This is a genomic window from Mesorhizobium sp. M0184, from assembly GCF_040322215.1.
Taxonomy (GTDB): Bacteria; Pseudomonadota; Alphaproteobacteria; order Rhizobiales; family Rhizobiaceae; genus Mesorhizobium.
The window spans coordinates 120,728-147,327 of the sequence record NZ_JAMYSZ010000009.1 but is presented as its reverse complement, the minus strand read 5'-3'; the positions used below and the strand labels follow the sequence as shown (position 1 = coordinate 147,327).

Genomic DNA, 26,600 nt, shown 5'->3' with positions numbered 1-26,600 from the left:
TGATACACGTTCCTTACTGAGACACCTATTTTAGCATCTTCTAATTAAGATACCTTAGTGACTAAGGTACCATGGCTGCTACCAGCGCGCAAGAAGTGCAGTGCAGTTTCTTGCTCGCGAGGAAATCGAGATTGTGCGGTACTCGGTTGCGCCACGGCGCCGTTCCCAGCGCCCAGCGAAACCTGAACGACCAATCGGCCAGTCTCGTGCCAAAGTTTTTGGTACCTTGGTACATTTTTTTGTTGTGCCGCGCGGCCAGAAGCAGTACAGTAATTACATTGGCTTCCGGTACTTAAGGATGGAGCTACAGATGTCTCAGAAATTGGCTGGATCTACGCATGATAAGTTGCAGCAGCAGATGGGACCGATCCATGAGGAGATCGGCCGCGTTGCGGTAGAGATGGAGAAATTGCGGGGCGAGCGCGCGATCCTGCACGCCATGGCTGTCGACGCGCTCGGCAAGGCGGGCATCTCGAAGGATGCGGTCAGCCAACTGGCCGCCGCCTGCTGGTGATAGCTGCGGCGACCGCCTTATCATCATCGAAGCGGCGCGCCCCTCTTTTGCCGCACCGCGCGCCGCATCGATCCATCGGATCTCAGGGCCATGGGCGGAATGCACGACGGCTATCTAGTTATCGTCGACCCGGTGGCGCATTTCTTCCGTTATGTGACCTCCGCCCGGACCAAGGGGCTGAAGGTTCTTGTCCTCGCTGCCAATGCTGAGCTATGCCGCGAGGAGGAGGCTGCCTATGCGCGGGCGGCCGACGACTATCCCACCGACGGCATCGAGCGCATGCTCGCGTGGGACGGCGCCGAGGACGCGTCCGCGCTTGCCGTGCTGGAGCCCTATCGAGACCGCATTCGCGGCCTAGTCGCAGGTGACGAGGTGACCGTCGCGAGCACCGCACGCATCGGCCGCGCGCTCGGATTTCCTTACGCCTCCGCAGAAGACGCGCGATGCCAGCAGATCAAGTCTGCCATGAAGCTGCGGTTGGCCGAGCGTAGCGTCTCGACCCCGCCCTTCGCGATCGTATCGACTGTGGATGAGGCGGCCCATCAGTGGCAGCGCTTCGGCGGCGATGCGATGCTGAAGATGGTTGACTATGCGATGAGTTTCGGCGTCTTCCGTGTTAAGACGCGCGACGAGCTCGATGCCGCCTGGGAGCAGATCCGCAAGGGGCGGGGATCACTCGATCATGCGCTGCCGCATGAGGAGGCGGTTCTAGTCGAACAGCACGTCACCGGCCGCGAGTTCTCGGTCGAAGGCTATGTCAGCGGCGATCGCGTCGAAATCCTCAATTTCTGCGAAAAGCTTTCCCATCCCAACTTCATGGTGGTCGGCCATTATATACCAGCGCAGACCAGCGCGCGGGAGGAGCGGCTGCTGTCCGATGTGGCCAGCCAAAGTGTCACGGCTCTTGGTGTCCGCAACTCTGTATTCCACGCCGAGATCCATGTCGCCGATGACCGAGCCTGGCTGATCGAATGCGCGTCGCGCCCGCCGGGGCAATTTTCTGTCAGCGTGCTCGAACGTGTCTACGGCTTCGACCTCATGGACATCTCGATCGATCTGGCCTGCGGCAATCCGATCGCCGTCCATCGCCAGAGCCCGCGCAGCTGGAATGCGATTATGGCGATCTATTCCGACCGGCCGTGCATCGTGCGCAGCGTTGACACGCTGGACGCGCTGCGCAACCGGCCGGAATGCTATTCGGTGATTTGTGCGGTAAGGGCCGGGGACGTGGTCAATCGGCTGGAAACGTTTCGCGACGTATTAGGCCTCGCCATGCTCGAGTCCCCGGACCCGGACGGTGTCCGTGCAGCCTATCAATGGGCGCGCGACACGGTCCGCTTTTGAGATGAGCTCCGCGCCGCGTGTCCAACCCTGCGACGGACTCGTCGACTATACTCGTCACGCCGTCGATTGGCTCCAAGTCGGCGGCAACGCGCGCGCGGTGCCGATGCTGGCCGGAGGCCGGAGCCGGGCGCACCTAGAGGCGTTGTTCCCGGGCGCGGAGATCGTGCAGACCGGACCGGCGCTGGAAGCGCCGGGCGCTGAGTCCGGTGCCCTCGCCGAGCAGCTGCTTGCCGCGCGGCAGGGCGACTGCGATGCAGGACGCTTGCTGCTGGTCCAGGCCTGCTGCCCGCAGAGCGTGCCGGCAGTCCTCTATGCGCTCGCGACAGGCCGTCGAGTGAAGCTCGTCGACGATCTGGACGGCTTCGACATTGAGCTGGCCGGTGCCAAGTCCGCAATCCTCGGCGGCCGCGCCGAGCTTTTCTCCAAGGCATTCCTGAAGCGGCTGCTCGACTGGGCTCATCGGAATCCGAAAGCTCCGCGGCAGCTTGGCATCCTCAGCGGCCGCGATATCGTCCAGGTTTGTGACCTCGTCGCTAAATCGCTTCTCGCTCGCTTGGCGCCGACTGTGACGGATGGCGTGGCCCCTGTCGCCAGCTATGCCTTAATCGGTGCGCACGGAAACGAGATCCACCTCGACTATCTCGACGGGGTTCTTTGTGGCCGCGCCCGGGTCGATCACGGCGAGGCCGACGCGCGGTTCAATTGCGGCATCGATTGCCCGCACGCCAACCGGCTCGAGGCCGACCGCATCGGCGCCCGCATCGTGCTCCTGGTCAGCTGCGACGGCTTTACGCCGAGCGGTGGCCTCGCCCCCAGCGATTTCAGCTTGCTCTTCCGCCTGCTCGACGGGCCGGCGGCGTCCATTCTTGCGCCCTACAAGCATATCCAGGCGAATGAGAGTCTGATCGTGATGGTGGAGGCGATGGCACGCTCCGGCTATTCGCTCGGCGAGATCGCCGACGCGGTAAACGCGCGAAGCAATCGCCAAATGCTTGCCGATCCCGCCTTTCTCGTCCTCGGAGATCCGGAAATTTCGGTGATCCCGGGGCCGCCGTCCGAACGTCATCCGCCGGAGATCGTCGAAACACCCCAAGGCCTGCTCATCCGCGCACGCTGCGGACCAGCGCAACGCGCTTTGAGGCTGAGCCTGCCAGTTTGGCCTGCGAAAAGCCCGCTGGCGGTGCTGCCCGTCGATGATGCGTTGAGGGCCGCAGACCGACTTTTCGCGATCGGCATGCGCCCCGGCAGCGAGCGGGTCGATCTAGTCCTGTTCGACGAGGACCCGCTTCCGGAGGGTCGTCTCGAATTCGCGCTGGTCGAGGCGGCGAAGGCCGATCCGTCGGTCATCGCCGAGACGGTGCGGCAGTTGGACGGCTGCCGCCTGTTCGACGCCGTCCTGGACAGCACGGGGCCGACGACAGTCGCCTCGCATTCGCTCCGCAAGCTGCTGCGCGCAGCCGCCGCCTTCCCGCGGCCGATTGAAAACCTGCTCGGCCAGAGCCGCGTTCTACACCTCCCATCCCTGATCCGCTCGCACATGATGGCGATGCAGACGGCCTTGGCCGACGCATTGCTCGAGGCGCTGGCCGAGCAGCGCCTCTGGATTAGCCAGAAATATTGCGACCTTTTCGCCCGTGTAGTGCGCGCCGGCGCGCCTTGGGACGGCTACTGCCCCCATTGTTCAAACCACGTCACGACCTGGCTTTACGAGGACTCGCTGACCCGCCTCGCCACCCGCCATGTGCTGATCTGCGACCGTTGCGGTATCATCTCGGACGCGCCGGCCGGCAGTCTGATCGAGATCGCCTTTGACACGGTCGGAACGTTCCGGCGAAACCGTCAAGATCTTGCTATCCGTGTCCGAAATCGCGGGGGTGTGAGGATCCGACTCAGCCTGGCCGTCCAAATCAATGCGTGGCGAAGCACCAATGTCGGCGGCAGCGACTGCCGCGTGGATTTTGAGCTGGAGCCGGCCGACACGTGCACCCATCGCGCCACGCTTAATCTCCCCGACGGTTTCCCGGATGACGTGCTGTCGATCCAGCTCTTTTGCGTCACCGAGGCGCTCGAGCTGTCCTTTGTCAGCCAGAAAGTAGTTTCAATTGTGCGCCCGCGCGGCGCGCGGGACCGGGCGAGGGGCGTTTCAGAACCAATATCCCGAGCCTGGCTTGGCGAGTAGAGGTCAGCCAAAGGCAACATGCAATCGCGGTGTCGCCCCAGTTTGGCAAGCGACAAATTGTGCCGTCCAGGGCGTTCACTGTAGTACGCTCTATACCCTCCCAATGCGCGCCAGAACGCGATTTCCGGTCATTGCCGTTTTCAACTCGGACCAATCCCGATGGACTCCGGCGAAATTTCGTGCACGCTAGAAAGGGTAACCGCGTGGTGACCCTTCAACTCAGTCCCTGCAAACTATCCAAGCGCAGTCTTCACCAAACTTATCTGTTTGCGAAAGGCCGATTCCAATCGCACCATGGCATCGGCCATTGCATCTATCATTGCAGGCCAGCGAGCTTTATCGAAAATGTCGCCCGGCATCTCAGCCTTGATTCTGCACGCGCGACGATTATCAAGGCGCTCCCAAACTAATTCCGAGCCGAAGTCAGCTTCGAACTGCTCCTTCTTCTCCAGCAATAGGTCAAACACCCTTTCATTGTCGGTCTTTTTGCCGCGATCAATGTATAGCTCCGCGCGGCAAGCGTCCCCAGTTACCACGAAATTCAGGCCAACGCCGCGAATGCCACTCCCTGCCGAAATCCAATTTGTTTGAGATGTGGTGATGTTCCGGAAGAGTTCAGTTCTCTGATTGACCTCCGGGAGTAACTGGGCCCAGAATGCGCGTCGGAACGTGTGTCTTGCAATTTGAGCTTCGGCCCCAACGACCTCGTCCTGCGCCTTAGCTGCAAGTCCAACCATAAACTCTTCAGCGTCTCGAGTTGGAATGATCTGTTCAATAGCAAGGAAAATTTGATCGTTCAGAACGTAGGGCGTCGTCTTGAAACACTGCAAACGTACGTTGAAGTTCATCAGCCACAAGACAGTTGAAGTCACCTCTTTCCTGAAATGTGCTGCGACCAAGATAATCCGCTGCGTGACGCCCTTGTTGAGGCTGAGTTCCTGAAATTCATCGACATCAAAAAACTCGCAAAGCTTATCTTCCGCTGTTCCGGCGCTTGAGTTCCGCGACAGGTATTCCTGATAAATGCTTCGAATGTTCTCGCGCGACAGGCTTGCGCAGTAAGAGGCGTATTTCAGCGCCTGCCACGTTACGTCGCGCCCGGCGTCGTCCAGCTTGTTTTCAATGATCACCAACGAGCCCTGCTTGTCGAGAGCTAGAAGGTCGAGCCTTTCATTGGTATCAGAAAAACCAGCAAACTCCTTTTGGATAATCAGCAGTTCTTCGCCAAGCGCTTCGGGGTACTTTGCGATCCACTCCTGCAGATTTGCGCGTTCCCTAAAGCCCAGCTCTGAAAAAGTGCGAACATCCAGTGGGACAATCTCGTTCTTGGCTTTGTCAATCTGAAACATGCCGGTCGTTCCTCGCCTGAACTGAGCTTACCATTCGGAATGATAAGAGCGGGTGTCGGGCACAAGAAGCTGATCGTCAATCCATTCCGCCGACGAAAGGCGACACTTTCGCCACAGCTTCCTCGAGCATTTGGGCCTTTCGTCGTTTCGTCGCAAGGGCGAGCTGGGGTAGAGCTCAACACTGTTCAACATGCAATCGCGGTGTCGCCCCAGTTTGGCAAGGCATAAATTACGCCGTCGCTCCAATTCACAACAATAGATTGGATACCGTCCGAATGTGCTCCGGAACGCAACCTCTACCTGTTGTCCTTCTCAACTGGAGATAACTCCGATGGACCCCGGTGAAGTTTCATGCACGCCAGAAACCGTAACCGCGCGGTGACCCGAGCGAACCCTTAACCGGATCAACGTGCTGCGTGCGGACGTTACCTATCCGGTGGTCGGTTCGAATAATTCACTTTAACGCCGATCTAGCCGCCACCGTTTCTCCTGGGTTATATTGGGTCTATGATAGGAATGGACCTTGACCAATGGCACATTGAATTCCGGCACGACTCGCCGCAGGACATAGCGCTTGGACGAGACCGAGAGCCAGAGGTATTCAAGTTTTCAAAGGCGGTCGATCTGGCAAAATTCCTTGCTGACGACACGAATGACGACGCCATCCGGTTTCATTCCTTTATTGACGATAAGTTGGACGCCAATACAGACGTAGCCGTTTGGAGAAGAAAGCGCACGAAGTTATCCTCCTTACCCCAGTTTAAGCGGTATCGGGCCAACGAGTACGAGAGCTATCATCAAGCCGCTCGCAGCGTTGCAAATGGGCAGCCGGCGTCGAAAGAAGTGCTTCTTTTCCAAGGCCTTGAAAAGGAAATTTGCGGATCGAGCATCATCATACCCTCAGGCCAAGTCCTATTTCACGGTAAGGCAAGTCGCGATCTCACATCTATGACCCCCTATCCTTCTTTTATTTCAGCGACCCTGCATCCAGTCGTGGCAAGGAACAGCGCATTTCGGCGAGCCGGCGTAGACAACCAACTGGGTTATCCGATTTTATATGTCCTCACAGTTGGCCTCGGTCTTCCGGCTCTATGGGGGCATGTTGGAGGTTCGGCTGAATGGGAGTTGCTGCTTCCCAGCTCTCTGACGGTAGTAGAAAAAAGTGAATATTCGGGTAGGAATTTTCTGGTGATAGAAGCTGAGATAACTAAGCGTGGGTAGCATTGATTCCGTCGACCAGCCCTGTCGATCAACGTCAAAACGCCTGCGATTAACCACACACTCGATTTTGAGACCATCAGGCCAGAGGTCATCTGCAGCCACCAGACACTCGATCGCCTGCGAAACTTCGCATTGAACGAGGATTCTCGCCGACGCGTAAGCAAGATTTTGAATCGGTCTAAGCCAGCACGCGCCCATGTGAGGTCAGCTAGCTTCAGACGCACCGTTTATGCTTCGGTCTGTGCGCTCTCCCGCTCGCGGATAATTCGGGGAGCGACCTCATTGAACCGCGCTAAGAAAGCTTCCGCTGCCTCGTATGGGCCCAGCGGGACTATTTCGAATTCAAAGGGTTCGGCATCATCGTCGTCTGCCCAGCGCATGCCGTCCCAATTCATCAGGTCGCGGCGCTCGGTCGCCCATAATTTCACGTCGTAGGTCTTGATGAGTGCGTGGTCGAAATTCTCGACTCCGAATGCTGCCATTATCGCGCTGGAGCAGCGCTTTTCGATATGCCGGTATTCAGGCAACTTGGACTTGAGCGGAGTATTCAAATCGCCGCAAACGGTCTCACCGCTTTCATGCATAAGCGCGGCATAGGCGTGCGGTTCTGGTACGAGCCTGCTCATAATCTCGCAGTGTTGAGCAACGGAGTAAAAGACACGCTTGCCCGTCCGTCGACTTACGCACTGCCCAGAAAATCTTCCGGTGAAGGCCAAACTGTACGCTAAATCGGCGAGGGTGACGCGACTGTTCTCCGGGTTCTCATAGTCGAAGAAATTGCCTGAACCCAACAAGATGGTGGGTCCGATTGCGGTGCGGATGCTGTTGCCCTTTATCGCCATGCTGCGAGTGTATAGCGAAGAGCCGATCGCTAGTAACCTCCTATGTCTTCTAAGATCCTAAGATCCGGCCAACCTTTCCGGTGGCGGGCAATTAGGTTAGAACCCGGCGAGAGTGAGCGGAGAATCGTATGCCAGTTACAGTAGTGGTCGGCGGGCAGTACGGCTCGGAAGGCAAGGGCAAGGTTTCTGCTTACGTTGCCAAGTCGACTGGCGCGGCTGCAGTGGTGCGCGTCGGTGGCCCAAACTCCGGCCATAGTGCGGTTAGTGACCAAGGCGAACTGATCACGTTGCGCCAGCTGCCTGCGGGCGCAGTAAGCTCGGATGCGCTAATGGTGCTACCTGCCGGTAGTTTGATCGACCTGCAAATATTGCAAAGCGAAATTGCCAGGCTAAAGGTGCGTCCAGACCGACTGCGAATCGATGGCAACGCTTCCATCATCGGGCGTGAGCACATTGATAAGGAAGCCGATCTGGCACTTATGAGGTCAATCGGCTCGACTGCATCGGGCACCGGCGCAGCTTTGATCGAACGCTTATCGCGCACTTCGAAACATCGCTTGGCACGAGATGTCATAGAACTGCAGAGCTTCATCGAAGAGGATTCGGCCGCCTATTTGAGGAGCCTGCTAGATCGCAATGCGCGCGTTGTCATAGAAGGCACACAGGGCTTTGGCCTTAGCATCTGGCATTCGCACGATTTCCCTTATGCGACTAGCCGCGATACCACCGCATCTGGGTTTGTATCCGAAGCTGGCCTGGCCCCCCATGACGTAGATGACGTCGTATTGGTGCTTAGAACGTTTCCAATCCGTGTTGGTGGGAATTCAGGCCCGTTGCCCAACGAAATCGCTTGGCCGGAGTTGGCGAAGGAGGCTCAGCTGGCGACAGACTTCGTCGAGTTGACCTCCGCAACCCATCGTGTGCGTCGGGTTGGTAGATTTGATCCGGACATTGTGAAGCGAGCGATAAACAGCAATAGACCACACCGGGTGGTAATGAATCACATGGACTATATTGATCCGAAGGGCGCCAGGGAGGGCCCAACCTGGCGCAGCCAAAAGTTCTTGGCACAGGTCGAGCAGGAGATAGGGCGACGGATCGACCTGCTAGGTTTCGGGCCAGCGTCCTTAGAGCCCCGTTCAGCCGCAAATCTCAGGCACGCGGGATGAAGGTTTCCCTGGAAGACTTTCGGAGGAAAGTTGCAAAGCTTGCGCACGCGGTCGACGCGTCACAACTGTCGGCCGAAGCGCGTCACGCCATCTTCGACGAGTTCGACCCGTATGCTGGGAAAATCGAACCCGCGCTACTGAATGCCGGCCACTTGGCAACCTATGCGATGGTGACAGGCATGATCGAGCCTTTCCATCCATCGGACCTGGAGAAGCCCGCCACCTATTTGGTCGCTGCCGAAGGGCAAGTCAGATATAGGAACGAAAAAGGCCATGTAGAGCGGTTCTATCTGTCGGCTGACCCGAAGAAGCGCGATACCGAATCTTGTGTCCGAGATACTGTTCGGCTCGCACCGAATTCGGTTTGTTTTCTTACTCTCGAGCCGACGTTTCGGATGCCGTCGTATATCGCGGCGAGGTTTAATCTGCTGATCCGAGATGTCTATCGCGGCCTGCTCGTGGGGACGGGTCCTCTCGTGGATCCTGGGTTCAATGGCAGGCTATCGATTCCAATCCACAATTTCACGGCGCAGCCATATGATATCCAGGCCGGCGAGGGTCTCGTCTATTTCGAGTTCACCAAACTGACTTGGACGAATCCTACCGAAGCACCGGCCGAAATTGGCTGGCTCCCAGCTCCGTTGGATGACCAGCCGCCTTTCCCTTCTTCAAAGAACAAACGAAAGACTCTGGATGACTACCTGGCTTTGGCCACAGGAGGTGGACCGCCGCAGCATGCAATCGGGCCCACCGTAGCTGAAATCCAAACGCAGGCAGACCGCACACGAAACCTTTTGAATATCGCCAGTATCGCCGGCGTCATTGGCGTGGCGGGACTCGTGATCACCTGTTGGCAACTTTTTGCTGGTGCGCAACAATTTGCGGCAGATGCACAGACAGAACTGAGAGGTTCGCGCTACCAACTCGCTCAAGAAGTTCAAAACCTCAAGGATCAAGTTGCAGACATCAAGCGACAGTTGGATGCGTCAACAAAAGCGAGTCCATCAGCGGCCAATGCCCCCTCTAACAAATAGTGATTTGTTCGCGCAGGCTTGTTGCGCGAACTGACCGAAGTGGGGTTCATATTGGACAAAGTTCTCATCGCTCACCGCTAAACTCTCTAATCACCCTTTCGACGATGCACGCTACGCCAGCGGATGTATCGATTTCACACGCCCAGACGATCAGCACACGCCAGCCGAGACTGCGCAGTGCGGCGTCCTTTTCGGCATCACGCTTTACGTTTCGCGCCAGCTTAGGCTTCCAGTATTCCACATTGGACCGTGGAATCCGCCCTCCCGTGCAGCTCCGATGCTGGTGCCAGAAGCATCCGCGGACCTGTACCGCGAGCCTCTGGCGCACAAACACTACGTCCGGACGCCCGGGCAGGTCGGTGCGGCAGACGCGGAACCGAAGGCCAGCTCGGTGTAGCGCGGAGCGCAGTCGGACCTCGGGCTGCGTGTCGCGGCCCTTGATCCGGGACATGTTCCGCGACCTCTGCTCAGTCGTGATCCTGTCAACCATATTTCGCCCCCTGCGCTATTCGGGAGGGAGACGGTTTGTCTTCAGCAGCTCGCACATTTCCTCTTTGCTGAGCTGCGAAACGATGTCACCCGACCCCTCGTCCCCCAGGAGACTGCGTGCTAATGCCGATTTCCTCTCGAGTGCCGAGACGATAGCTTCCTCGATTGTATCGACCGCCAGCAGCCGTACATAAGTGACTGGCTCCGTTTGTCCGATTCGATGGTTCCTGTCCTGGCTCTGGGCATAATGGTCATACCGCCAAGAGAGGGACTCATAGATCGTGTAGCTCGCAGCGGTGAGCGTGAAGCCCGTACCTGCCGCTGCCGGATTCGCGATGAGCACCCGTACGTTCGGGTCGTTCTGGAAGCTCGCGGCGATTCCCTGGCGTTCCGACGTAGGTGTTCCGCCATAGATTGCGACCGACCCCTCGATTCGCCGGAGAAGTGTCTCTATCGAGCGGACATAGTTCGACCAAAGAATGACCTTCCTGCCCGGCACCGAGAGGATGTCGTTGATGATGCCGTCGAGCACCTCAAACTTCGCAGGCACCTGTTCCAGCTCAGGGAAGATCAAGGTGGGATTACAGGCCAGTTGGACGAGCCGGGTGAGTCTCGCAAGCGCACTCGGAGCAAATGACCGGTATTGATCGCCGCTCATCGCTTCTATTTCGCAGACCATCTTGTCGCGCATCTCATCGTACAGCCGTCTTTGCCACGGCTGCAGCTCGACGCGGATGTCGGCGAACGACTTGTCCGGAAGATCGAGGCACTGGTCCTTGGTGCGGCGCAGGACCAACCTGTCGATCACGTCCTTGGCGAAGGAGGCCTGGGGGTCTTCCTCCAATCGTGCCGTGAAGGACTCCAGCGAGCCGAGCGAGCCGCGCCCTGGTTCAATAATCTCAACCTGGGTGAAGAGATCGGTCGCCGTGTTCGTGACAGGGGTGCCCGAAAGCAGCCATCTGAACGCGCAGTGCGGCGCGACGGTCCTGGCGGCGGTTGATGTTAGAGAGCGCCAGTTCTTGGCAGCATGGGACTCGTCCAAGGTCAGCACGGTCCGCTGGCGCTGCGCGAAGGCGAGGAGTGCCGTCGTCTCTGCGCGCGCCGTCTCATAGCTGGCAATAAGGACTCGTGCACGAGACTCGCGGAATACGGTACGCCGCTTCTTCGGAGTGCCTTCCGCGACTTCGACGGACACAGTCGGCGCAAATTTTTCATACTCGGCGACCCAGTTCCGCTTGAGCGAGTTCGGGCAGATCACGAGCATCCTGTCGGCGCGGCCGCCGTCCAGGAGACGCCGGAAAGACTCGATCGCGACAAGGGTCTTGCCGAGCCCCTGCTCGAATGCGAGCAGTCCGGCGCCTCGTCCCATCAGGAAGTCGACGCCTTCGTGCTGATGCTGGAGCAGTTCGAACGTCACTCTATTCCCCTCTGGTCTGGTGGTGCTGGCCTATTAGCCCGTCGAAGTATTGGTAGGCGTCGCGGAACTCGGCGATATCGGACGGCTGGAGGTCCACCACGTCGGCCCGGCTGGCCTTGTTGAGCGTCCTAGTCGCCTTCTTGAGCGCAAGCCGATAGGGGTGAACGCCGTCGTGGACCTTGTCCTCGATCACGTCGATGGTCTGCTGGAGGATTGCGATGTCATCATCGTCAAACCCATCTTCGCCCCGGTCAATGGCCCGGCGGACAAGCTGCGGCATAGCGGCGATCTTCGCCTTGGGGCTACTGCTCTTATCCTGGGTTTGCTGGGCAAGCTTATTGGCGACATGCTTCTCTCCCGACTTCAGCTGAGCCCAGGCGTCTGCGTCGTCGTAAAACTCCTTCAGGAATCGCGCGTCGCGGTATTCCTTGAACACGTCGTTCCGGACCATATCGAAGACATCCTCGCGGAGTTCGTCGTACACCCTGTTATCGAAGTCCCGGAGCTGCGAGCCGATTAGGCGCGCCTTGCTGATCTCTTCGAGTACGCTGAACTTCTCCGCGGCGAGCTTCTTCGGATTTGAGTCGTCGTCCACGTGCTCTACGAACTTGAGCGCGAATTCGTATGCGCTCTTCAGCCGCGCGACCCAGGACTCAGATTTGCCCATGTTCTCAGCGAGAGCCGCCTGGTTCATCAGCGGAGGATGTCCTGGGCGTCCCACGACGGTTTCATAGATGAACTTGGCCTCGATGTAGCGACCCCAATCCCGTACCCCAGAGCCGCGGACATGAATGCCGGCGAGCAGGATTGCAACGTCACGTTCGCCAAAGTTCTGCGGGAGAACCTTCGCCTGCACATGGCGGAAAACCCCCTGGTTCTTGCCGGTGGTGAATTTGCGGTCCAACTCCCGAAGAATGGTGACCCGAGTAGCTCCCTCCAGCACCAGGTACTTTCCTGTGGCGGTGCGTTGAACATAGATCGACTGCATCTGGCCGATCTCCTGGATCGAACGACGCAGACCATCGTACCCAGGCGAAAGCCGAAGCGCCTCCTCGAGGTCCGCCTCGGACGAAAAACCCTCCATCATGGAGGTCTGCAGTCGCGGGTTGTCTGCCCAAAGGGCCGTGTCTTCATGAACGTCCAGCCGGACCTCCCTCAGCTCCCATTCAGTGTTCCCGATCTTCTCGTACAGAACCCGCTCAACCTGATGCAGCGGGATTTCAAGTTTGGCGACATTCTCAGTCATGGCGGTCTTTCCTATCTTGCTCAGGCAAGTCCAATCAACATCAGGCAAGAGAGGGAAGATGTCAAGGTGGTATTCCGAACGGGCCGTCGAAAACCATATGTTCACCGTTTGTCGCGTATGGTGTATGATGAAAAAGCAAGGATTCTCCGGCGGTTGCCCCTATTGGAAAGCAAGAAGCTTGAATGAAATCAAATACACGCGGCAGCAGCAGCGAGCCGAATCAGAGGCCTATTGCATTGACCTGTTCGCGGGAGCCGGCGGCCTGGCGGTAGGTTTTAGGTCGGCTGGTTGGGGCGTGTTAGCCGGTAATGACATCGACCCAGCCGCCGCCCAAACCTTCCGGCTCAATTTTCCTGAGGCCTCGTTTTTCGAGGGACCTGTATCAAATCTGTCTGCGAGCAATCTTCTCGACGATGGTGGGCTGATCCCGGGCCAACTGGATTGTCTAGTGGGAGGGCCGCCCTGCCAGTCGTTCAGCCACAACAATCACCACCGGTCCGCGGCCGACGAACGGGCTCGTTTGTTCGAATATTACTTGCAGCTGGTGGGACGTTTGAATCCCAGAACGCTCGTGATGGAGAATGTGCCCGGGATACTCTCCATCGACAACGGGAGGGTAGTCGAGGAGATACTCGGACGGCTCGGCAGTTTGGGATATGATGCTGTGGTGGCACGTCTTTCGGCCGAAGAATTTGGGACACCGCAGCTCCGCAGAAGGGTGTTTATAGTCGCTAGCCGCCTAGGACCTGCGTCCGAGCTGATTCCCAATCCCACTCATTGGTCGCCAATATTGGTGCAGTGGGGTGGACCGAAAACAAGACCGGTTGGTGCCACAAAGGCGCCGATTACAGTCTGGCAGGCGATCAGCGACCTCCCGGAAATTAAGAATGGCGGCGGCAGTCACGTCGCGCGTCGATCCAGCACCGCCCAAGCGAAAACGAAGTTTCAGCGCGAAGCGCGTCGATGCTCGCCCGAGCTCTATAATCACATCTGCCACAAGCTCACCGAGGTGAATCTAAGCCGGATTGCTCACGTGCCGGAGGGCGGCAATTGGCGCGACGTGCCTCGGGCGCTTCTGCCTGCGGGCATGCAAAGGGCCAGACTTCAAGACCATACTAAGCGCTACGGGCGGCTGGCGTGGGGCGGATTTGCCTCCACCATCCTTACGAAATGTGACCCTCATTGGGGCGCCTACGTTCATCCGGCGCAAGATCGAACCATTTCTGTGAGGGAGGCCGCCAGGCTCCAAGGATTCCCTGATTCGTTTAGGTTCGCGGGAGAGCATCTGAGCAAGCAATATAGCCAAGTCGGGAATGCTGTCCCTCCACCGGTAGCCCAAGCGATCGCCACAGCTGTGCTGGCGCATGTCCGACACTGGACGACCAAAGGCTACCGGAAACCAAGACTGAAACAAGCCGCATGAAGTACACGATGGCCTGTCACCGCTGGAAGAGGGCAACAGCACCGGGGCGCCAGTGGTAACTGTAGTCTCTACGTCATCTGCTTTAGACACAGCCATCTCCTATGGTCAGCAAGGGCGATGTTATCGGATGTGGCGCAGCCATTAGGGATTGAATGTGCCGGATTTCATCGTTGGTGAGCACTATACACGAGAGCAAGTCGGTCAGATTGCGGGGCTGTCGGAGCGCGATCGTTCCGGCGGTTCCTGGATGACCGGCTACACCGATTGGAACGGAGCGACCTACGTCTTCACAAACGTTGGAGTGCCTGGCCGGACTGGGCATGATTACGCCAACCGATGGGTCGGCAAGAACCTAATCTGGTACGGCAAGACAAATTCACATCGCGGCCAGCCTCAAATTGACCGGATGATATCCAACACGAGACCTGTCCATCTTTTCTGGCGAGCGCAGGATCGTTCGCCTTTCACGTATGCTGGCGACGCAACAGCCGTTGAAGCAAACAGCGAAACGCCGATCCAGATCGTCTGGTCCTTTGACGGCTTCACGTCTGGTTCGCGAGTCGACATCGAACTGCAAAATGAGCCGAAGTGGCACCGAGGGCCGCCACCGACAGATGGAGGCGTTTGGATCGAAAGAGTCGACGGCCCCACTGATGTCTATCTTTTTCGCGCGACCGGCAGGGTGGATGCCCTGTTCGACTTGCCGGCAGGACACGTGCTCATTAAGGTCGGTATGTCGAACAATCCCGAGAGAAGGCTTACGGAGCTGAATGCTGGGTTTCCTCCCGGCTCAAAGGTGAAATGGAGCCGAGTGTCCGTTCGCCACTTTGCGGATGGGAGCCAGGCCTGGCGATTTGAGGGAGAGAGGTTGGAGCGCCTGAGACTAGACCGTTATTGGCGAGGTGGAGAGTTCGCGGTTGTGCCGGAAGCAATACTACCGGATTTCCTGAGCTGACCATATTATTGAAATGGCAGGGCCGATCAATCCCGCGGATGCTCGGTAGGCATTTGGTGGTCGCGAGCCTCACTCCGACTAAGTGGGTATCGATCTAGTGATTTTATATTCGAAAGCTGCGCGGCGACGATGCATATGTTCCATACCCAGTACCATGCCGTGCCAGCGCTACGCGTATAACGCGCTTTTCAGCAGCGGCGCAGCTACACGGGCGCGCGACCCCTCCCCACAATGGCCGCAACCATGCCAGCAGTGTAGCGTCACTGCCGCCACAGCGTCACGTTGGTGATGACGGTGACGTGCATGACGGCGGCTAGGCTGCTGGTGCAGGCCCTCCACAGGGAGGGGGAGGAGTGGGCGACAAAGCGTGGTCAAGGACAATTTGGAAGAGCCTAAGCCCGAACTCCTTTTGGAACGCAGCGAACGGACGCTTCGCATCATCTTACGTGCGATAGTTCGGGGTCACCCCGATGAACAGCACCGCACGGACGAGGCGCGTGTCGCTCAAGCTGTAGCTATCCTGCTCGGCCGGAAGTCACGACGCGGTGCGCCGGGGCTATGGCGCGACGACATGCTGGAAATGATGGCCTTCATGTATTCTGTGGCCGCCTACTCGAAACGCCCGGTCGCGGTAGAGAAGCTGGCCAATACGGTTATCGATATGCCGGGCGGGGCTGGAAAAGATCCTGAAGGTGCTGTTGCCAAAGACTTGGTGCGCAAGTTCAATGCCCACCGCGATCAGTTGCTCGCTGCTCACTCGTTCGATGGCCGCGAAGATTTCGGCGAATTTTACAACCCGATAGCCGATGTCTTTGACGGCCTTCGACGAGCGGGGATTGCCATTGATAATCATGTGATCCCCATGGGAGCCCGGCGAAGGAGATAAATCCTGGATTTTTCTCCGGTGCGCAGGCCGCGCCGGTATGAATATTAGGCAGCCTTCTTACCAGCGAGGAGGCACCTATGCCTGAATCAACTATCCCTATCTCTGTCGAGCCGTATCTTACCATCCTGCAGGCAGCGAAGACCCTTGGCGTTCATCCATGGGCCCTGCGTCGCGCGGCGAAGGCGGGCACGATCCCGGCTTACACGCTTCTCAATAGTCGGAAACTTGTCCGCCTCTCTGAGGTGATTGCAGCAATCAACGCCTCAAGAATCGGAGGCGAAAATGTCTGAAACTATCTTTGGAAGCGAAGCGCCTAAATATTGGGAGCGGAACCTGCCCGTCATTCCAGTCAATGGCAAAATTCCCATTCACCAAGGTTGGCAGGGAAATCTGGGCAGCATTCCCAATGAGGAAAGACAACGTGAATTGATTGCCACGCACCCTGGCAACAATATCGGCGCACTTCTTGGCTTACCGGTTGACGGTGACAAAACTCTCGTCGCACTGGACGTTGATGATGACCGGTTACTGGCCGTGTCTCTTCAGCTTCTCGGCCTGAACCGCGCCGAGCGCCGTACAGTCCTTGCCGGTAAAAAGGGCAAAAAGGGCGCGACCATTTTTGTGCGTGCCCCGAAATCTCTGAAGTCCACGGTTATCAAAGGTACTGCCGGTCTCGGCAACATCGACTTTCTCGCCGCCGGCAAGATGACGGTCATGCCGCCATCAGTTCACCCGGAAACGGGCAAGCCTTATGAGGTCTCTGGGAAATCCCTTCTGGACGTCGATTTCGCTGATCTCCCGGAAATCACCGAACACCACATCAAGCTGCTGAAGGCAACTATCGGCTCGGAATACGCCATCGTTCTCATTGAGGGAAACGCGACGCACGATGCCGGCGTGGCACTAACCGGCGTCTTGGTTCACTCCGGGGCGACCGACGAGGAAATCGCCGATATCTTCATCGGACTTCTGCCTAATAATTACGACGGCGATTCCCTGAAGGAACTGTCCGGATGGATCAAATCGGCCCGCGAAAAAGGCTTCGACGAAACCAAGGATGACGGCGGGACGCTGTCTGCCAAACTCGTGGCTTTGGCGCTTAGCGAAGGCATGGCCCCTTTCAGGGACGAAGCACACAAAGACATAGCCTTGACGACGTTACCCCATACCGGCCCTGCAATTGCGTACCGGGTAAACTCGTCCGCCGTTAAATTGTGGCTTCGGCATTTGGCTCACAAGGCTTGGGGGAAACCCATGGGGGCGAATCCGCTGTCCGAAGCTATAGCGACGTTGGAAGCGATAGGACTATTCGATGGCCCATCGTTCCCCGTCTACGCCCGCGTCGCAGGAGATACCAAGTCGATATCCATCGACTTAGGCCGACAGGACGGCCGGATGATCAAAATTAGCCCGGACGGGCAAACAATCGAAAGCAATATTGCGCACAAGTTTGTGCGGGGCGCCGGCTTTGAAAGCTTGCCATTGCCGGAAGCCAGTGGAGGTGGTCTGCGCCGCCTGCAGTCCTTCCTTGGTTTGGACGATCAGAATTATCGTCTCCTCCTCGCCTTCCTCATCAATGCGCTTAAACCCCAGGGGCCGTATTTCATCCTGTTAGTGGAGGGGGAGCAGGGTTCCGGCAAGAGTTTCTTCTGCGAGATCATCAAGCGGATTATCGATCCAAATCAGGCTCTCAGGCTGCGCCTTCCGGACAAGCCGCAAGACCTAATGATCCAAGCAAAAGAATATTGGCTACTCAGCTTCGACAATGCGTCGGGCATGAAGGCCGAGATGTCCGACATCCTATGTTCCCTCGCCACCGGCGGCGGCATCGCCGTGCGCCGACTCTACACAGACGACGAGCTGCATGTGCTGACCTACATGCGGCCATTCATGATTAACGGCATCTCAGGCTACGCGACGCGGCCGGATCTCATGGAGCGGGCAATTCCCATCAAACTGCCGCCGATAGGCGAAGGGGAAAGGAAGACGGAAGCCGAGCTCATGAAAGAGTTTCAGGCCATGTTGCCGTTGATCCTCGCGGAGCTTTATGACGGCGTCGCCTATGCCTTACTGACCTCCGATGAAGTTGAACCCCCTCGCCACCTCCGCATGGCGGACGCGGCGAGGTGGATCAGGGCGGCCGAGGAAGGTCTTGGCGAACAATCGGGTGCAATCATCGATGCAATAGCCCTGGCTCAGAACGAATTCATCATCGATCGCGTCAATGACGATCCGCTGGTCATGGCGCTGCGGACAATAACGGCACGCGGGCCGTTTGAAGGCTACGTCGGTGACCTGTTCGTGAGGATTGCTGAGATCCAGGAGCGTTCACCGGACAGGGGTTTGCCGCAGTCGCCTTCCCGACTATCCAACCAATTGGACCGCATGCGACCGGCGATGGCCAAAGCCGGGGTCATGGTCGAATTCTTGGGCAAGGATAGACGTGGCCGGCGCATCAAGATCTCGTCGGACAATATGAGTCTGCCGAAGTTCTGGTGACGGTGTGACGTCCGTGACGGCGCTTCGGGGTGGCTCGCTGCCCGCACACGCAGGGGGAGGGTACTTCCCCACTGCCTGCCCCGGCTGGGCCGCTGCTGGCTGCCGTCACCGCCGCCACACCGTCACTTTGCCCAACGGTTTCTCGCCTGCGATTTCAACCTCGGTGGCCGAGGAATCCGAAATATCCGGAGCCGCGTCGTCTCGCGGCTCCAACCTTTCCCAACATGCCGAGGTTACGCGGCTGGTTACAGCTTGGGCCGTTTCACGGGCTCGCTGGCCGCTCCGGCGATTACTTGTGCCGGTTACCGACGCGTGTTTTCGTTCCCGCTTTTTTCCTTTTGGACGAGTACCGCCATGACAGACTTCAACGTTTCCATTACCACCGCAACGCGTCGCCGCAAGCTGCGCGACGGAAAGATCGCTCATTACGATCAGTACTATTGTGAATACCGCGAGCCCCTGACGCAAAAGCGTCGCCGCCGCGCCTTCAACCGCAAGAAGGACGCCGAGGCGTTCCGGAACTCGCTGCTGCTGAAAGTCGCCGAAGGCAGCTACATGGATGAGCGCAAGGCTCCGACCGTTTCGCAGGCCATCGAGCATTGGCTCCAGACCAAGCAGGGCAACGTCAAGTCATCGACGCTGATGGGCTACAAGGTGGTGGTGTATGGTGCAATCCGGGGGCCGTTGCTGATCGGCACCAGGCAGGAGCGTGCCGACTTCACCCAGACCGGCACTCCACCCAAGAACGCCCGCTTCATCAAATTACTCGGGCATATCAAGCTATCGGACCTGACAACTGCTGTGATCCGGGTCTGGCACAAGACTGTCACGGAGCAGTGCGGCAGCTACACCGCAAATCGGGCCAAATCGCACCTCAAATCGATCGTGGCACTGGCGGAGGAAGACTTTTCCATCCGCGCGCCCTCGATGCCGACCGGGCTGGGGCGGGCGCGGCACAAAATCAAAAAGACGATCCTGGCGACCGAGCATATTGCCAAGCTGGTCGCGGCGGCCAAGAACGATCTAGAGCAAGGCATCTACTATGCATTCGCCTTCCTCGCCGGCACCAGGCCCTCCGAGCAGCTGGGCCTACTGTGGAGCGAGGTGGACTTCGACCGCAACGTCATCCGCATCCGGCGCATCCAGGAGCGCGACGGCTCGCTTACCGAGATGACCAAGACAGAGGCTGGCACCCGCGAGATCCCGATGAGCGCCGTACTTCGCGAGATGCTGCTGGCGTGGCGGGTTCGTTGCCCACGGTTGGGCAAGGAGCTGCACCGCGTGTTCCCCGGCCCCGGCCGGCTACAGGAATGGCCGAAGCCACGCATTGGTGGCGGTGGTCCGCTGCTCTACCAGAATTTTCGGAAGCGCTACTGGGCGCCAGTCTTCGAGGCGCTCGGCTTGCCCTATGTGACGCCGCACTCTGCCCGCCATTCGTTTATTTCGATGCTTCAGGCTCAAGGTATCGAGATCGGCCTTGTGGCGCAGATCGCTGGTCACGCCAATCCGACTGTGACGCTGGGCCACTATACCCAGGCTGTTCGCGACGGCAGCGCAGCAATAGCCGCGCTGGACCGCGCCTACAGCGGGTGAGCCCGTACGCATGGCTACGCCCGGCGTCGCCGGCTATACGCCTGCTGCTGTGGCGGGCAGCGCCGGCCGGCCGGCCCACACCGGCAGTGGCGGCGCACGGTGGCGGTGCAGGCTTGCAACATGGCGACTTGCGCTAAGATGTTGATATTGCTCATATAATTGTGCCTAAGCTCCCATCGTGTTTTACTGTCCTGTTGGACAGTAGGAGAGTTCGATGCACATCCTGATCAGAGACAAGCGGACCGGTAATGAGGAATGGATGCCGCTCGAAGCCGCTGCGGAAGTCATGGAACTGGACGCGACAGAGATCGAATGGGCGCTGGAAGAGTTTGGGGAGTGTGAGTCGGTCGATCACATCGCCATCGAGCCGGAATAAGCCTCCGCCATCACTGCACAGCTGCGCCTCCCCGATGCGGCGGTCGTCTCTCGATCGCCGCGTTTTCGTATATGCACATCATCTCCAGGCGCGCGCCTCGACCCTCCCCCCTTCAAGACAGAGGTAGGGGTATGCCAAGAGGGACCCGTTTGGCCCTGGAAACGACATCGAGCGGATACGCGGTACCCCATCACGCGGCCTGTCATTCGATCCGATAATCGACAGAGGTCGGCGACACGCGGATAACTCGCAGCGTTCTGCCCTCGACCTTGACACTCTGACCTTCGCTAAGCGCGATCTGAATTGGCCGCGCCGCCGTTGCGTATTGCGATGAGCCGCGAGGCGGAATGTATTGGAACGAGGTCGACGTTGCTGTGGCTGAAACCGGAGTTCCACCGATTGAGCCGTTCACATTAGTGTTGGTGGTGTTGGGGAAAATGAGCGGCGTTTCGCTCATCGTCGTTGCGTTACTCTCGACTGTTACGTCGGACCGTTCGAACACAGCCTGTGTACCACGCGTCCCAAGATATCTGACCGTCATTTGCCCGGCATCGGTCGTGCGACCAAACAGGTCGGCCTTGCCGACGATGTTCGGCAGCGAGCGTCTCGACTGGAAGTTCATCACGATGTCGCCAGGACCGGCAGACCGTACTTGGTTAGCGGGGGTAAGCAACGAGGTTTTCGTCTCGACTGGCGTACAGGCGGCGAGGGCCAGCGCAGACAGGAACAATGCACTGGACGCGAGACTTTTGTTCATTGCGTTCATAGCTATCTATCCGTTTGAAATTACAATGTTATTCGAAAAATCACGCGGGAAATCTGCTGTCAATTATCCGACAGCTATGCGGCTCCATCCGAGATACTCGCCTTTGATGAAGCTCGCGTCCCACCGGCCACAGGCCTCAATCGCCGCGATGGCCAACCGTGCTCGGCTGTCTGGGTGCACAAGCAGGAAGAACACCACATGCCCCGTGGTGAACGTCCAGATCGCGGCGCCCGAAGCTACGGACCGGAGGCGGTCGGCGCATGACGCGATGAAAGCGCGCCGCTCGATCCTGGGAAAATGTTGGTAGATTAGCAGCGACTTGTCGGAAGCGTAGAATGCGGCCAGTTCGTCCAGGTAGACGTACTTGTTTGAATTCTTCCGCCCCCTAACGAGCGTTGTTTCCAACCCATTGTCTGGATCGAAAAACACCACGTCAGCGTCGTGAAATTCAGACGCGCACCTGTCCATGAATGCCCGGCGGCCACCGGCGTTGTCGGGCAGTTGCTCGTTGAAATATCTGGCACTCGCGACAGCACTGCTATCCTCAATGGCCTGCAGGCGGCGGCGGTCTGGCTCCGCTGCAGTATGGGCGAGAACATCAAATACCACTGGGTCATGGTCGCGGTGCTGTTCGGGCTTGTTAAGGTAGGTGAGCTTTTTGCCGTCCGAACTACCATCCGAAGGCGTCAGCATCCAACACACGCCGATGCAATTGGTGCCGCCCCAAGACAGAGCCCGCAGGAGCGCATACTTCCGATAGTCGCTGATGTCCCCGACGTATTGATGCTTCACTATGTTCCCACGAAATGGCGTGAACGATCACGCCATAACGTACATAGACCCGTGGGGTATGTCATGAACATTTCGTTCGTATGGAGCTGTTCGCGACAAATCTCCGGCGTCGGGCCGAGGAGCTTGGACTTTCCAATGCAGAAGTGGCTCGCCGAGCGGGTTTGAGCGAGCGGCGATATGGAAATTATGTGAGCGGTCGGCGGGAACCAGACCTTGCCACGCTTGTGAAAATCGCAGCCGTCTTGGCCTCAAGCCCAAACGATCTGCTTGTGGATCAACAACGGGCAACGGTGCCTGACGAACTCGAACGTGAACGAGCAGCGGCTGCCTTGGTTGTTCTTGAAGGTGAGGACCTTCGGCGTGCCAGAATTATTGTGGAAGCGCTGGCCGCTGAACGAACCTAGCAATGTTAGCGAGCGGCGAGAACTACCTTTTTTCCGATATGCTCGCGCCAAAGTCCGAGTCGCTTTATTCGATATTCAACGAGTTCTGGCGAGGTCCCGAAAGCGGATGCGATGTCGGCGGCACTCCTCCCGTCCAACACCATGGACTTGACCGCATCCCGTGGAAGCAACGTCGCCGATGCTAGAAAATAGGCGTCGTGTTCTTCGGCGCTGTCGTATGTGCGGCCGAAGGAGCCCGCAATCTTTGCGATCTTAGTCAGCTTGTGCCCTGAAAGGATGTGCCAATACTCTTCAAGCAGTGTTACTCGTTGTCTTTCAACGGTATGGTAGTCGTTCAGGAATACCACCCAGCTATCCTGGGCTGCGTTCAAAGGGATGCTCATTGCTGACCACTCGTTGCGCGATGGTCCCGCAAGCGTATCCTTTGTTCTCTCATCGATGCAGGACGAACCGCTCAACCGCTCTACTGTGACTGAATCAACCACCAAAAAGAACGGATCCAATGGGTCGTTCTTCTTCAATCCCAAGTCCATTCGGAAACCGTCAGCCGTATGTTCTAGTTCCTCCTTGGATATAGAGATAGCCTCAGCATCCGTCGGCGCGTTGCTCGGCTCAGATGCATCACCCCCGGCATGGTGCTGCCGAAGACGCACGGCGGCCCGCAGTAGGGTTTGAACCGTCCCGGAGGATGCGTTCTTCCCGGCACGGAAGTGGACGAATGCCACTCGATCAAAGGCAAGCTCGTACTCATCAGCATCCGGGCCAAGCCACTCGAGCAGCCTAATCTTGGAGTTGTTGTCGGGCGACCCTTCGCCCCGCTCGATTCGCGCCAGCGTGGAGAAACTGATCCCGACGATCCCAGACAGCGCCCTTATACTAAGGCCTTCGCGCTCTCGCTTTTCGCGCACCGCGCTGACGAGCTTTGCTTCAAATTCTTCCATTTTGATCCGACTGTGCGATAAGCACGCATTGACACGTCACCCGTAATGCGCGCATGTTGTGCTGGTGACACAGATTCGCACAGCGGCAAGCAAAATGGAAGTAGTGTTGAACGGCGATGCGAAAGCTGAGTTGCAGCGGATTGGCGACGGTTTGGACGCGCGCCAGCCCGTGATGGTGGGGGACCGGGGAACAGTGTTTCTCAGCCCACAGCCCACGCCTGTCCAGGAGCAAAGAAATGAGCAACAGCAAAGAACGCGAGGACCCGCAGCCCGATCACGGCAAGGGTCCGCCCGACGGCAAGGGTCGTCCGATCGATCAGGGTCGCCCCGTGCCGGATCACGGCTCGTCGGCCTCGCCGGCAGCTACCGTGGGCAGCTAGAGAATGTGCAACGGGCGTACCCCGGCGCAACTCTCCTCCCCGATGACCATGGAGTATGGCTTCTCGCTCGCAGCCGCGTCTTAGAGGGGCTAGGGCGGGAAGCCATATTCCTTATTGCCTTGCCGGAGACACCGGCGGTGGAGCCGCGCGGATGGGCGTTCTGGGAGCAAGATGGGTTGGTCGAATGGATCGGCCCGCGACATACCAATTTCCCCGACGGCTCTGTTTGCGCCTATCACCCTGTTCTCGACAAAGCTTGGTCGCCGGGTGATGATTTGTGCGTGCTTCTGGACATTTATAGCGTATGGGCGCTTCGCCACCTTCACCTGGCGGTGCTGGATCGGTGGCCCGGCCGCCAGTATGCGATGCTGGATGAACTAGGCCAATCTGATCCCTACTATAGGCTGACCCAGTTTAAGGAAGCCGAGCTTTGCAGCTGCGGATCAAATCGGCGTTATGGCGAGTGCTGCCGGCCGCATGACCTGAAACATCCCTTCTTGTCGATTCTGCAGGCGTTCAAAAGGCGCAACTCAGGACGGGGTATTCTCGATCGGGCTCCTCCCGGAAAGGTCACAGCTAGCGTTGCCCAGAGCGGACGAAATGCCCCGCCTCCCATCTCGGAGGTTCACGATCTTCTGCGAGCGCACATCGCCGGCAGTGGAAACCTGCTGGTAACCCGCGTGTAACCCGAACCTTCTGAGCAGCGTCACCACCGTTGCGGTTCAACCACCTGAAAACACGAAAAGGCCGCGGAACTCCGCGGCCTTTTCGGTGAGGTTACTTGGAGCGGGTGAAGCGATTCGAACGCTCGACCCCAACCTTGGCAAGGTTGTGCTCTACCCCTGAGCTACACCCGCTCACGCGGCTTTTGGGCCGCAAGCCGCGCCTATATGGCTGAAGAGCGCGGCGATTGCAACAGGGAATTCGCAGGCTTTTTGCTTCGCCGGCAATGCGGAGAAGCGCTCCTCGGGACGTCGCAAGGCAATCACCCCCGCGTTGCGCGACGGGCTTGTCTTGGCCGCATCATTGGCCGTAAACGGCGTTAGCCGAACAAGCCGTTGAAAGCGGGCCATCAGAAGAAAGACCGATGCCGAAGACCGAAGCCGAACTTTTCACCTTTCTTGCCGGACTCGGGATCGAGGTATCGACGCGGCGGCATCCGCCGCTGTTCACGGTCGCCGATTCGCAGGCGCTGCGCGGCGAGATTGCCGGCGGCCACACCAAGAACCTGTTCCTCAAGGACAAGAAGGACAATTTCTTCCTGGTCAGCCTCGACGAGGAGGCGGTGGTCGATCTCAAGCAGATCCACCATCTGATCGGCGCTGCGGGGCGCGTGTCTTTCGGCCGGCCGGAGATGCTGATGGAGCTTCTCGGCGTCGTCCCGGGCGCGGTCACGGTGTTCGGGCTGATCAACGACACCGAGCGAAGGGTCAAGGTCGTTTTGGACGAGGAGCTGATGAGCCATGCGGTGGTCAATGCCCACCCGCTGACCAACGAAGCGACGACTTCCATCGCTGCCGCGGACCTGGTCAAATTCGTCGAGGCAACCGGACATGATGCTGTTATCTTGAAAGTCTCGGCATGATCGCCACATGGGTGACTGAAACCGGGTTCTAAAGAAGGATGTTGCGCCCGTCCCTTGGCCGGCGGCGCGACCGAAAGGCGACGAGATGAGTGATAGCAACCCCTTTGGCGGCCCATTTGGCAGCAATGGCGGCCGGTATGCCACCACCGTGCAATATGGCGGCACCGATGCCGCGCGTGAGAAGGTCGCGCTTGCGGAGGCGCCGGCCGACGTCATCAAGGACACAACGACCGCTGGATTTGCCGCCGACGTGATCCAGGAATCGCGTCACCAGCCGGTGCTGGTCGATTTCTGGGCGCCGTGGTGCGGCCCTTGCAAGCAATTGACGCCGCTGCTGGAGAAGGCGGTGAAAGCCGCCGGTGGCAAGGTCAAGCTGGTCAAGATGAATATCGACGACCATCCATCGATCGCCGGCCAGCTTGGCATCCAGTCGATACCGGCGGTCATTGCCTTCAAGGACGGCCAGCCGGTCGACGGCTTCATGGGCGCCATTCCCGAGAGCCAGATCACGCAATTCATCCAGAAGGTCGGCGGCAAGAACGGCGGTGCGCCGCAAGTTGCCGAGGCGCTGGCCGCGGCCGCCGAAGCGCGCGACGCCGGGGACGTGCAGACGGCGGCCGACATTTACGATGCCATCCTGGAACAGGCGCCGGAGACGATCGAGGCGATCGCTGGCTTGGGCGATCTGCTGTTCGAAGCCGGCGATGCCGAAGGTGCCGAGGCGGTGCTGGCGCGGGCGCCGGAAGCAAAGAAGGATGCGCCCCAGCTCGCCGCGCTGCGGGCCAAGATGGCGCTCGCCGCGCAAGCAGCAGTGCTCGGCAATCCGGCGGAACTGGAACGGCGGCTGGCCGAAAATCCCGGGGATCACCAGGCACGGTTCGAGCTTGCCATGATCCAGAACGCCAAGGGTGATCGCATGGCGGCGGCCGACAATCTGCTGGCGATCATCAAGGCCGACCGCTCGTGGAACGACGACGGCGCCAGAACCCAGTTGCTGCAGCTCTTCGAGGCATGGGGCATGACCGACGAAGCAACGCTGTCGGCACGGCGCAAACTGTCGTCGCTGCTGTTTTCCTGAGCCGGCGCAGACTGTTTTGTCGCGCGGGCTTGCGGTGAGCCGCGGCTGCGCCAGATTAGGTTTTCGGACGGCGTTCGATTTCAGGTTTCCGGTGTTGCGCCTTGTGCCGGCCGGGAGG

Annotated in this window: 26 protein-coding genes and 1 tRNA gene; 18 read left to right on the top strand and 9 right to left on the bottom strand. The window is 58.7% G+C overall.

The window, feature by feature from the left end; all coding sequences use genetic code 11:
• The first annotated feature begins 310 nt into the window (after positions 1–310).
• The 3 genes from NKJ23_RS13835 (at position 311) to NKJ23_RS13825 (ending at position 4,037) form a co-directional block, all read left to right on the top strand.
• Complete coding sequence (locus tag NKJ23_RS13835; RefSeq protein WP_352680660.1) at positions 311–514, top strand: hypothetical protein; 204 nt, start codon at positions 311–313, stop codon at positions 512–514.
• Positions 515–604: 90 nt separating this feature from the next.
• Positions 605–1,858: an ATP-grasp domain-containing protein gene (locus NKJ23_RS13830; RefSeq protein WP_352680659.1), complete on the top strand. Its 1,254-nt coding sequence runs from the start codon at positions 605–607 to the stop codon at positions 1,856–1,858.
• 1 nt (position 1,859) lies between these two features.
• The gene (locus tag NKJ23_RS13825; protein WP_352680658.1) at positions 1,860–4,037 is read left to right on the top strand and encodes a hypothetical protein; all 2,178 of its coding nucleotides are present in this window, start codon (positions 1,860–1,862) and stop codon (positions 4,035–4,037) included.
• A 233-nt stretch (positions 4,038–4,270) separates the two neighbouring features.
• Here the strand turns inward: NKJ23_RS13825 and NKJ23_RS13820 are convergent, their stop codons facing one another.
• Positions 4,271–5,386, bottom strand: a complete 1,116-nt coding sequence (locus NKJ23_RS13820; RefSeq protein WP_352680657.1) for a DUF4268 domain-containing protein — start codon at positions 5,384–5,386, stop codon at positions 4,271–4,273.
• Positions 5,387–5,902: 516 nt separating this feature from the next.
• Between NKJ23_RS13820 and NKJ23_RS13815 the strand changes: the two genes are divergently transcribed.
• Positions 5,903–6,607 (top strand): hypothetical protein, encoded by a 705-nt coding sequence (locus tag NKJ23_RS13815; RefSeq protein ID WP_352680656.1) that lies wholly within the window; start codon positions 5,903–5,905, stop codon positions 6,605–6,607.
• 227 nt (positions 6,608–6,834) lie between these two features.
• On the opposite strand, the gene NKJ23_RS13810 is transcribed toward NKJ23_RS13815, so the two are convergent.
• On the bottom strand, positions 6,835–7,449 hold the full coding sequence (locus NKJ23_RS13810) for a hypothetical protein (protein ID WP_352680655.1): 615 nt from the start codon (positions 7,447–7,449) through the stop codon (positions 6,835–6,837).
• Between the two features lie 128 nt (positions 7,450–7,577).
• On the opposite strand from NKJ23_RS13810, the gene NKJ23_RS13805 reads away from it, so the two are divergent.
• Both NKJ23_RS13805 and NKJ23_RS13800 read left to right on the top strand, forming a co-directional pair.
• On the top strand, positions 7,578–8,618 hold the full coding sequence (locus tag NKJ23_RS13805) for an adenylosuccinate synthetase (protein WP_352680654.1): 1,041 nt from the start codon (positions 7,578–7,580) through the stop codon (positions 8,616–8,618).
• Positions 8,615–9,652: a dCTP deaminase/dUTPase family protein gene (locus NKJ23_RS13800; RefSeq protein ID WP_352680653.1), complete on the top strand. Its 1,038-nt coding sequence runs from the start codon at positions 8,615–8,617 to the stop codon at positions 9,650–9,652. The genes NKJ23_RS13805 and NKJ23_RS13800 overlap by 4 nt, the downstream gene beginning before the upstream one ends.
• Before the next feature lie 64 nt (positions 9,653–9,716).
• On the opposite strand, the gene NKJ23_RS13795 is transcribed toward NKJ23_RS13800, so the two are convergent.
• The 3 genes from NKJ23_RS13795 to NKJ23_RS13785 are packed head-to-tail and all read right to left on the bottom strand — an operon-like array spanning position 9,717 to position 12,804.
• Entirely contained in the window at positions 9,717–10,142 is a 426-nt protein-coding gene (locus tag NKJ23_RS13795) for a very short patch repair endonuclease (RefSeq protein WP_352680652.1), read from the bottom strand.
• Positions 10,143–10,157: 15 nt separating this feature from the next.
• A complete protein-coding gene (locus NKJ23_RS13790) occupies positions 10,158–11,558 on the bottom strand; it encodes a DEAD/DEAH box helicase (protein WP_352680651.1) in 1,401 nt (466 codons plus the stop codon).
• Between the two features lies 1 nt (position 11,559).
• Positions 11,560–12,804, bottom strand: coding sequence for a ParB/RepB/Spo0J family partition protein (locus NKJ23_RS13785; protein WP_352680650.1), 1,245 nt, complete (start codon positions 12,802–12,804; stop codon positions 11,560–11,562).
• A 178-nt stretch (positions 12,805–12,982) separates the two neighbouring features.
• Here NKJ23_RS13785 and NKJ23_RS13780 point away from each other — a divergent pair, with 178 nt between their 5' ends.
• From NKJ23_RS13780 to NKJ23_RS13750, 7 genes are all read left to right on the top strand, one after another.
• Entirely contained in the window at positions 12,983–14,227 is a 1,245-nt protein-coding gene (locus NKJ23_RS13780) for a DNA cytosine methyltransferase (protein WP_352680649.1), read from the top strand.
• Positions 14,228–14,381: 154 nt separating this feature from the next.
• Positions 14,382–15,182 carry a GIY-YIG nuclease family protein gene (locus NKJ23_RS13775; protein WP_352680648.1) on the top strand — a complete coding sequence of 267 codons (801 nt, stop codon included), beginning with the start codon at positions 14,382–14,384 and terminating at the stop codon, positions 15,180–15,182.
• Between the two features lie 367 nt (positions 15,183–15,549).
• Complete coding sequence (locus NKJ23_RS13770) at positions 15,550–16,068, top strand: hypothetical protein (RefSeq protein ID WP_352680647.1); 519 nt, start codon at positions 15,550–15,552, stop codon at positions 16,066–16,068.
• 77 nt (positions 16,069–16,145) lie between these two features.
• Complete coding sequence (locus NKJ23_RS13765; protein ID WP_352680646.1) at positions 16,146–16,358, top strand: helix-turn-helix domain-containing protein; 213 nt, start codon at positions 16,146–16,148, stop codon at positions 16,356–16,358.
• Complete coding sequence (locus NKJ23_RS13760) at positions 16,351–18,567, top strand: bifunctional DNA primase/polymerase (RefSeq protein ID WP_352680645.1); 2,217 nt, start codon at positions 16,351–16,353, stop codon at positions 18,565–18,567. Before NKJ23_RS13765 ends, NKJ23_RS13760 begins: the two co-directional genes overlap by 8 nt.
• Before the next feature lie 312 nt (positions 18,568–18,879).
• Positions 18,880–20,160, top strand: coding sequence for a site-specific integrase (locus NKJ23_RS13755; RefSeq protein ID WP_352680644.1), 1,281 nt, complete (start codon positions 18,880–18,882; stop codon positions 20,158–20,160).
• 214 nt (positions 20,161–20,374) lie between these two features.
• A complete protein-coding gene (locus NKJ23_RS13750; protein WP_167364952.1) occupies positions 20,375–20,536 on the top strand; it encodes a hypothetical protein in 162 nt (53 codons plus the stop codon).
• Between the two features lie 202 nt (positions 20,537–20,738).
• Here the strand turns inward: NKJ23_RS13750 and NKJ23_RS13745 are convergent, their stop codons facing one another.
• Together NKJ23_RS13745 and NKJ23_RS13740 are read right to left on the bottom strand one after the other, a co-directional pair.
• Positions 20,739–21,302 (bottom strand): hypothetical protein, encoded by a 564-nt coding sequence (locus tag NKJ23_RS13745; protein ID WP_352680643.1) that lies wholly within the window; start codon positions 21,300–21,302, stop codon positions 20,739–20,741.
• A gap of 63 nt (positions 21,303–21,365) precedes the next feature.
• A complete protein-coding gene (locus tag NKJ23_RS13740; RefSeq protein WP_352680642.1) occupies positions 21,366–22,094 on the bottom strand; it encodes a hypothetical protein in 729 nt (242 codons plus the stop codon).
• Between the two features lie 80 nt (positions 22,095–22,174).
• Here NKJ23_RS13740 and NKJ23_RS13735 point away from each other — a divergent pair, with 80 nt between their 5' ends.
• Complete coding sequence (locus tag NKJ23_RS13735; protein WP_352680641.1) at positions 22,175–22,498, top strand: helix-turn-helix domain-containing protein; 324 nt, start codon at positions 22,175–22,177, stop codon at positions 22,496–22,498.
• 5 nt (positions 22,499–22,503) lie between these two features.
• Here NKJ23_RS13735 and NKJ23_RS13730 read toward each other — a convergent pair whose 3' ends face one another.
• Positions 22,504–23,439: a helix-turn-helix domain-containing protein gene (locus tag NKJ23_RS13730; protein ID WP_352680640.1), complete on the bottom strand. Its 936-nt coding sequence runs from the start codon at positions 23,437–23,439 to the stop codon at positions 22,504–22,506.
• 236 nt (positions 23,440–23,675) lie between these two features.
• Here NKJ23_RS13730 and NKJ23_RS13725 point away from each other — a divergent pair, with 236 nt between their 5' ends.
• A complete protein-coding gene (locus tag NKJ23_RS13725) occupies positions 23,676–23,819 on the top strand; it encodes a hypothetical protein (protein WP_352680639.1) in 144 nt (47 codons plus the stop codon).
• Between the two features lie 176 nt (positions 23,820–23,995).
• A complete protein-coding gene (locus NKJ23_RS13720; RefSeq protein ID WP_352680638.1) occupies positions 23,996–24,505 on the top strand; it encodes a hypothetical protein in 510 nt (169 codons plus the stop codon).
• 96 nt (positions 24,506–24,601) lie between these two features.
• Here NKJ23_RS13720 and NKJ23_RS13715 read toward each other — a convergent pair.
• Positions 24,602–24,676, bottom strand: a tRNA-Gly gene (locus NKJ23_RS13715).
• Positions 24,677–24,906: 230 nt separating this feature from the next.
• Here NKJ23_RS13715 and NKJ23_RS13710 point away from each other — a divergent pair.
• Positions 24,907–25,404, top strand: coding sequence for a prolyl-tRNA synthetase associated domain-containing protein (locus NKJ23_RS13710; protein WP_352680637.1), 498 nt, complete (start codon positions 24,907–24,909; stop codon positions 25,402–25,404).
• A gap of 85 nt (positions 25,405–25,489) precedes the next feature.
• Positions 25,490–26,482, top strand: coding sequence for a thioredoxin (gene trxA, locus NKJ23_RS13705; protein WP_352458335.1), 993 nt, complete (start codon positions 25,490–25,492; stop codon positions 26,480–26,482).
• Positions 26,483–26,600 lie beyond the last annotated feature (118 nt).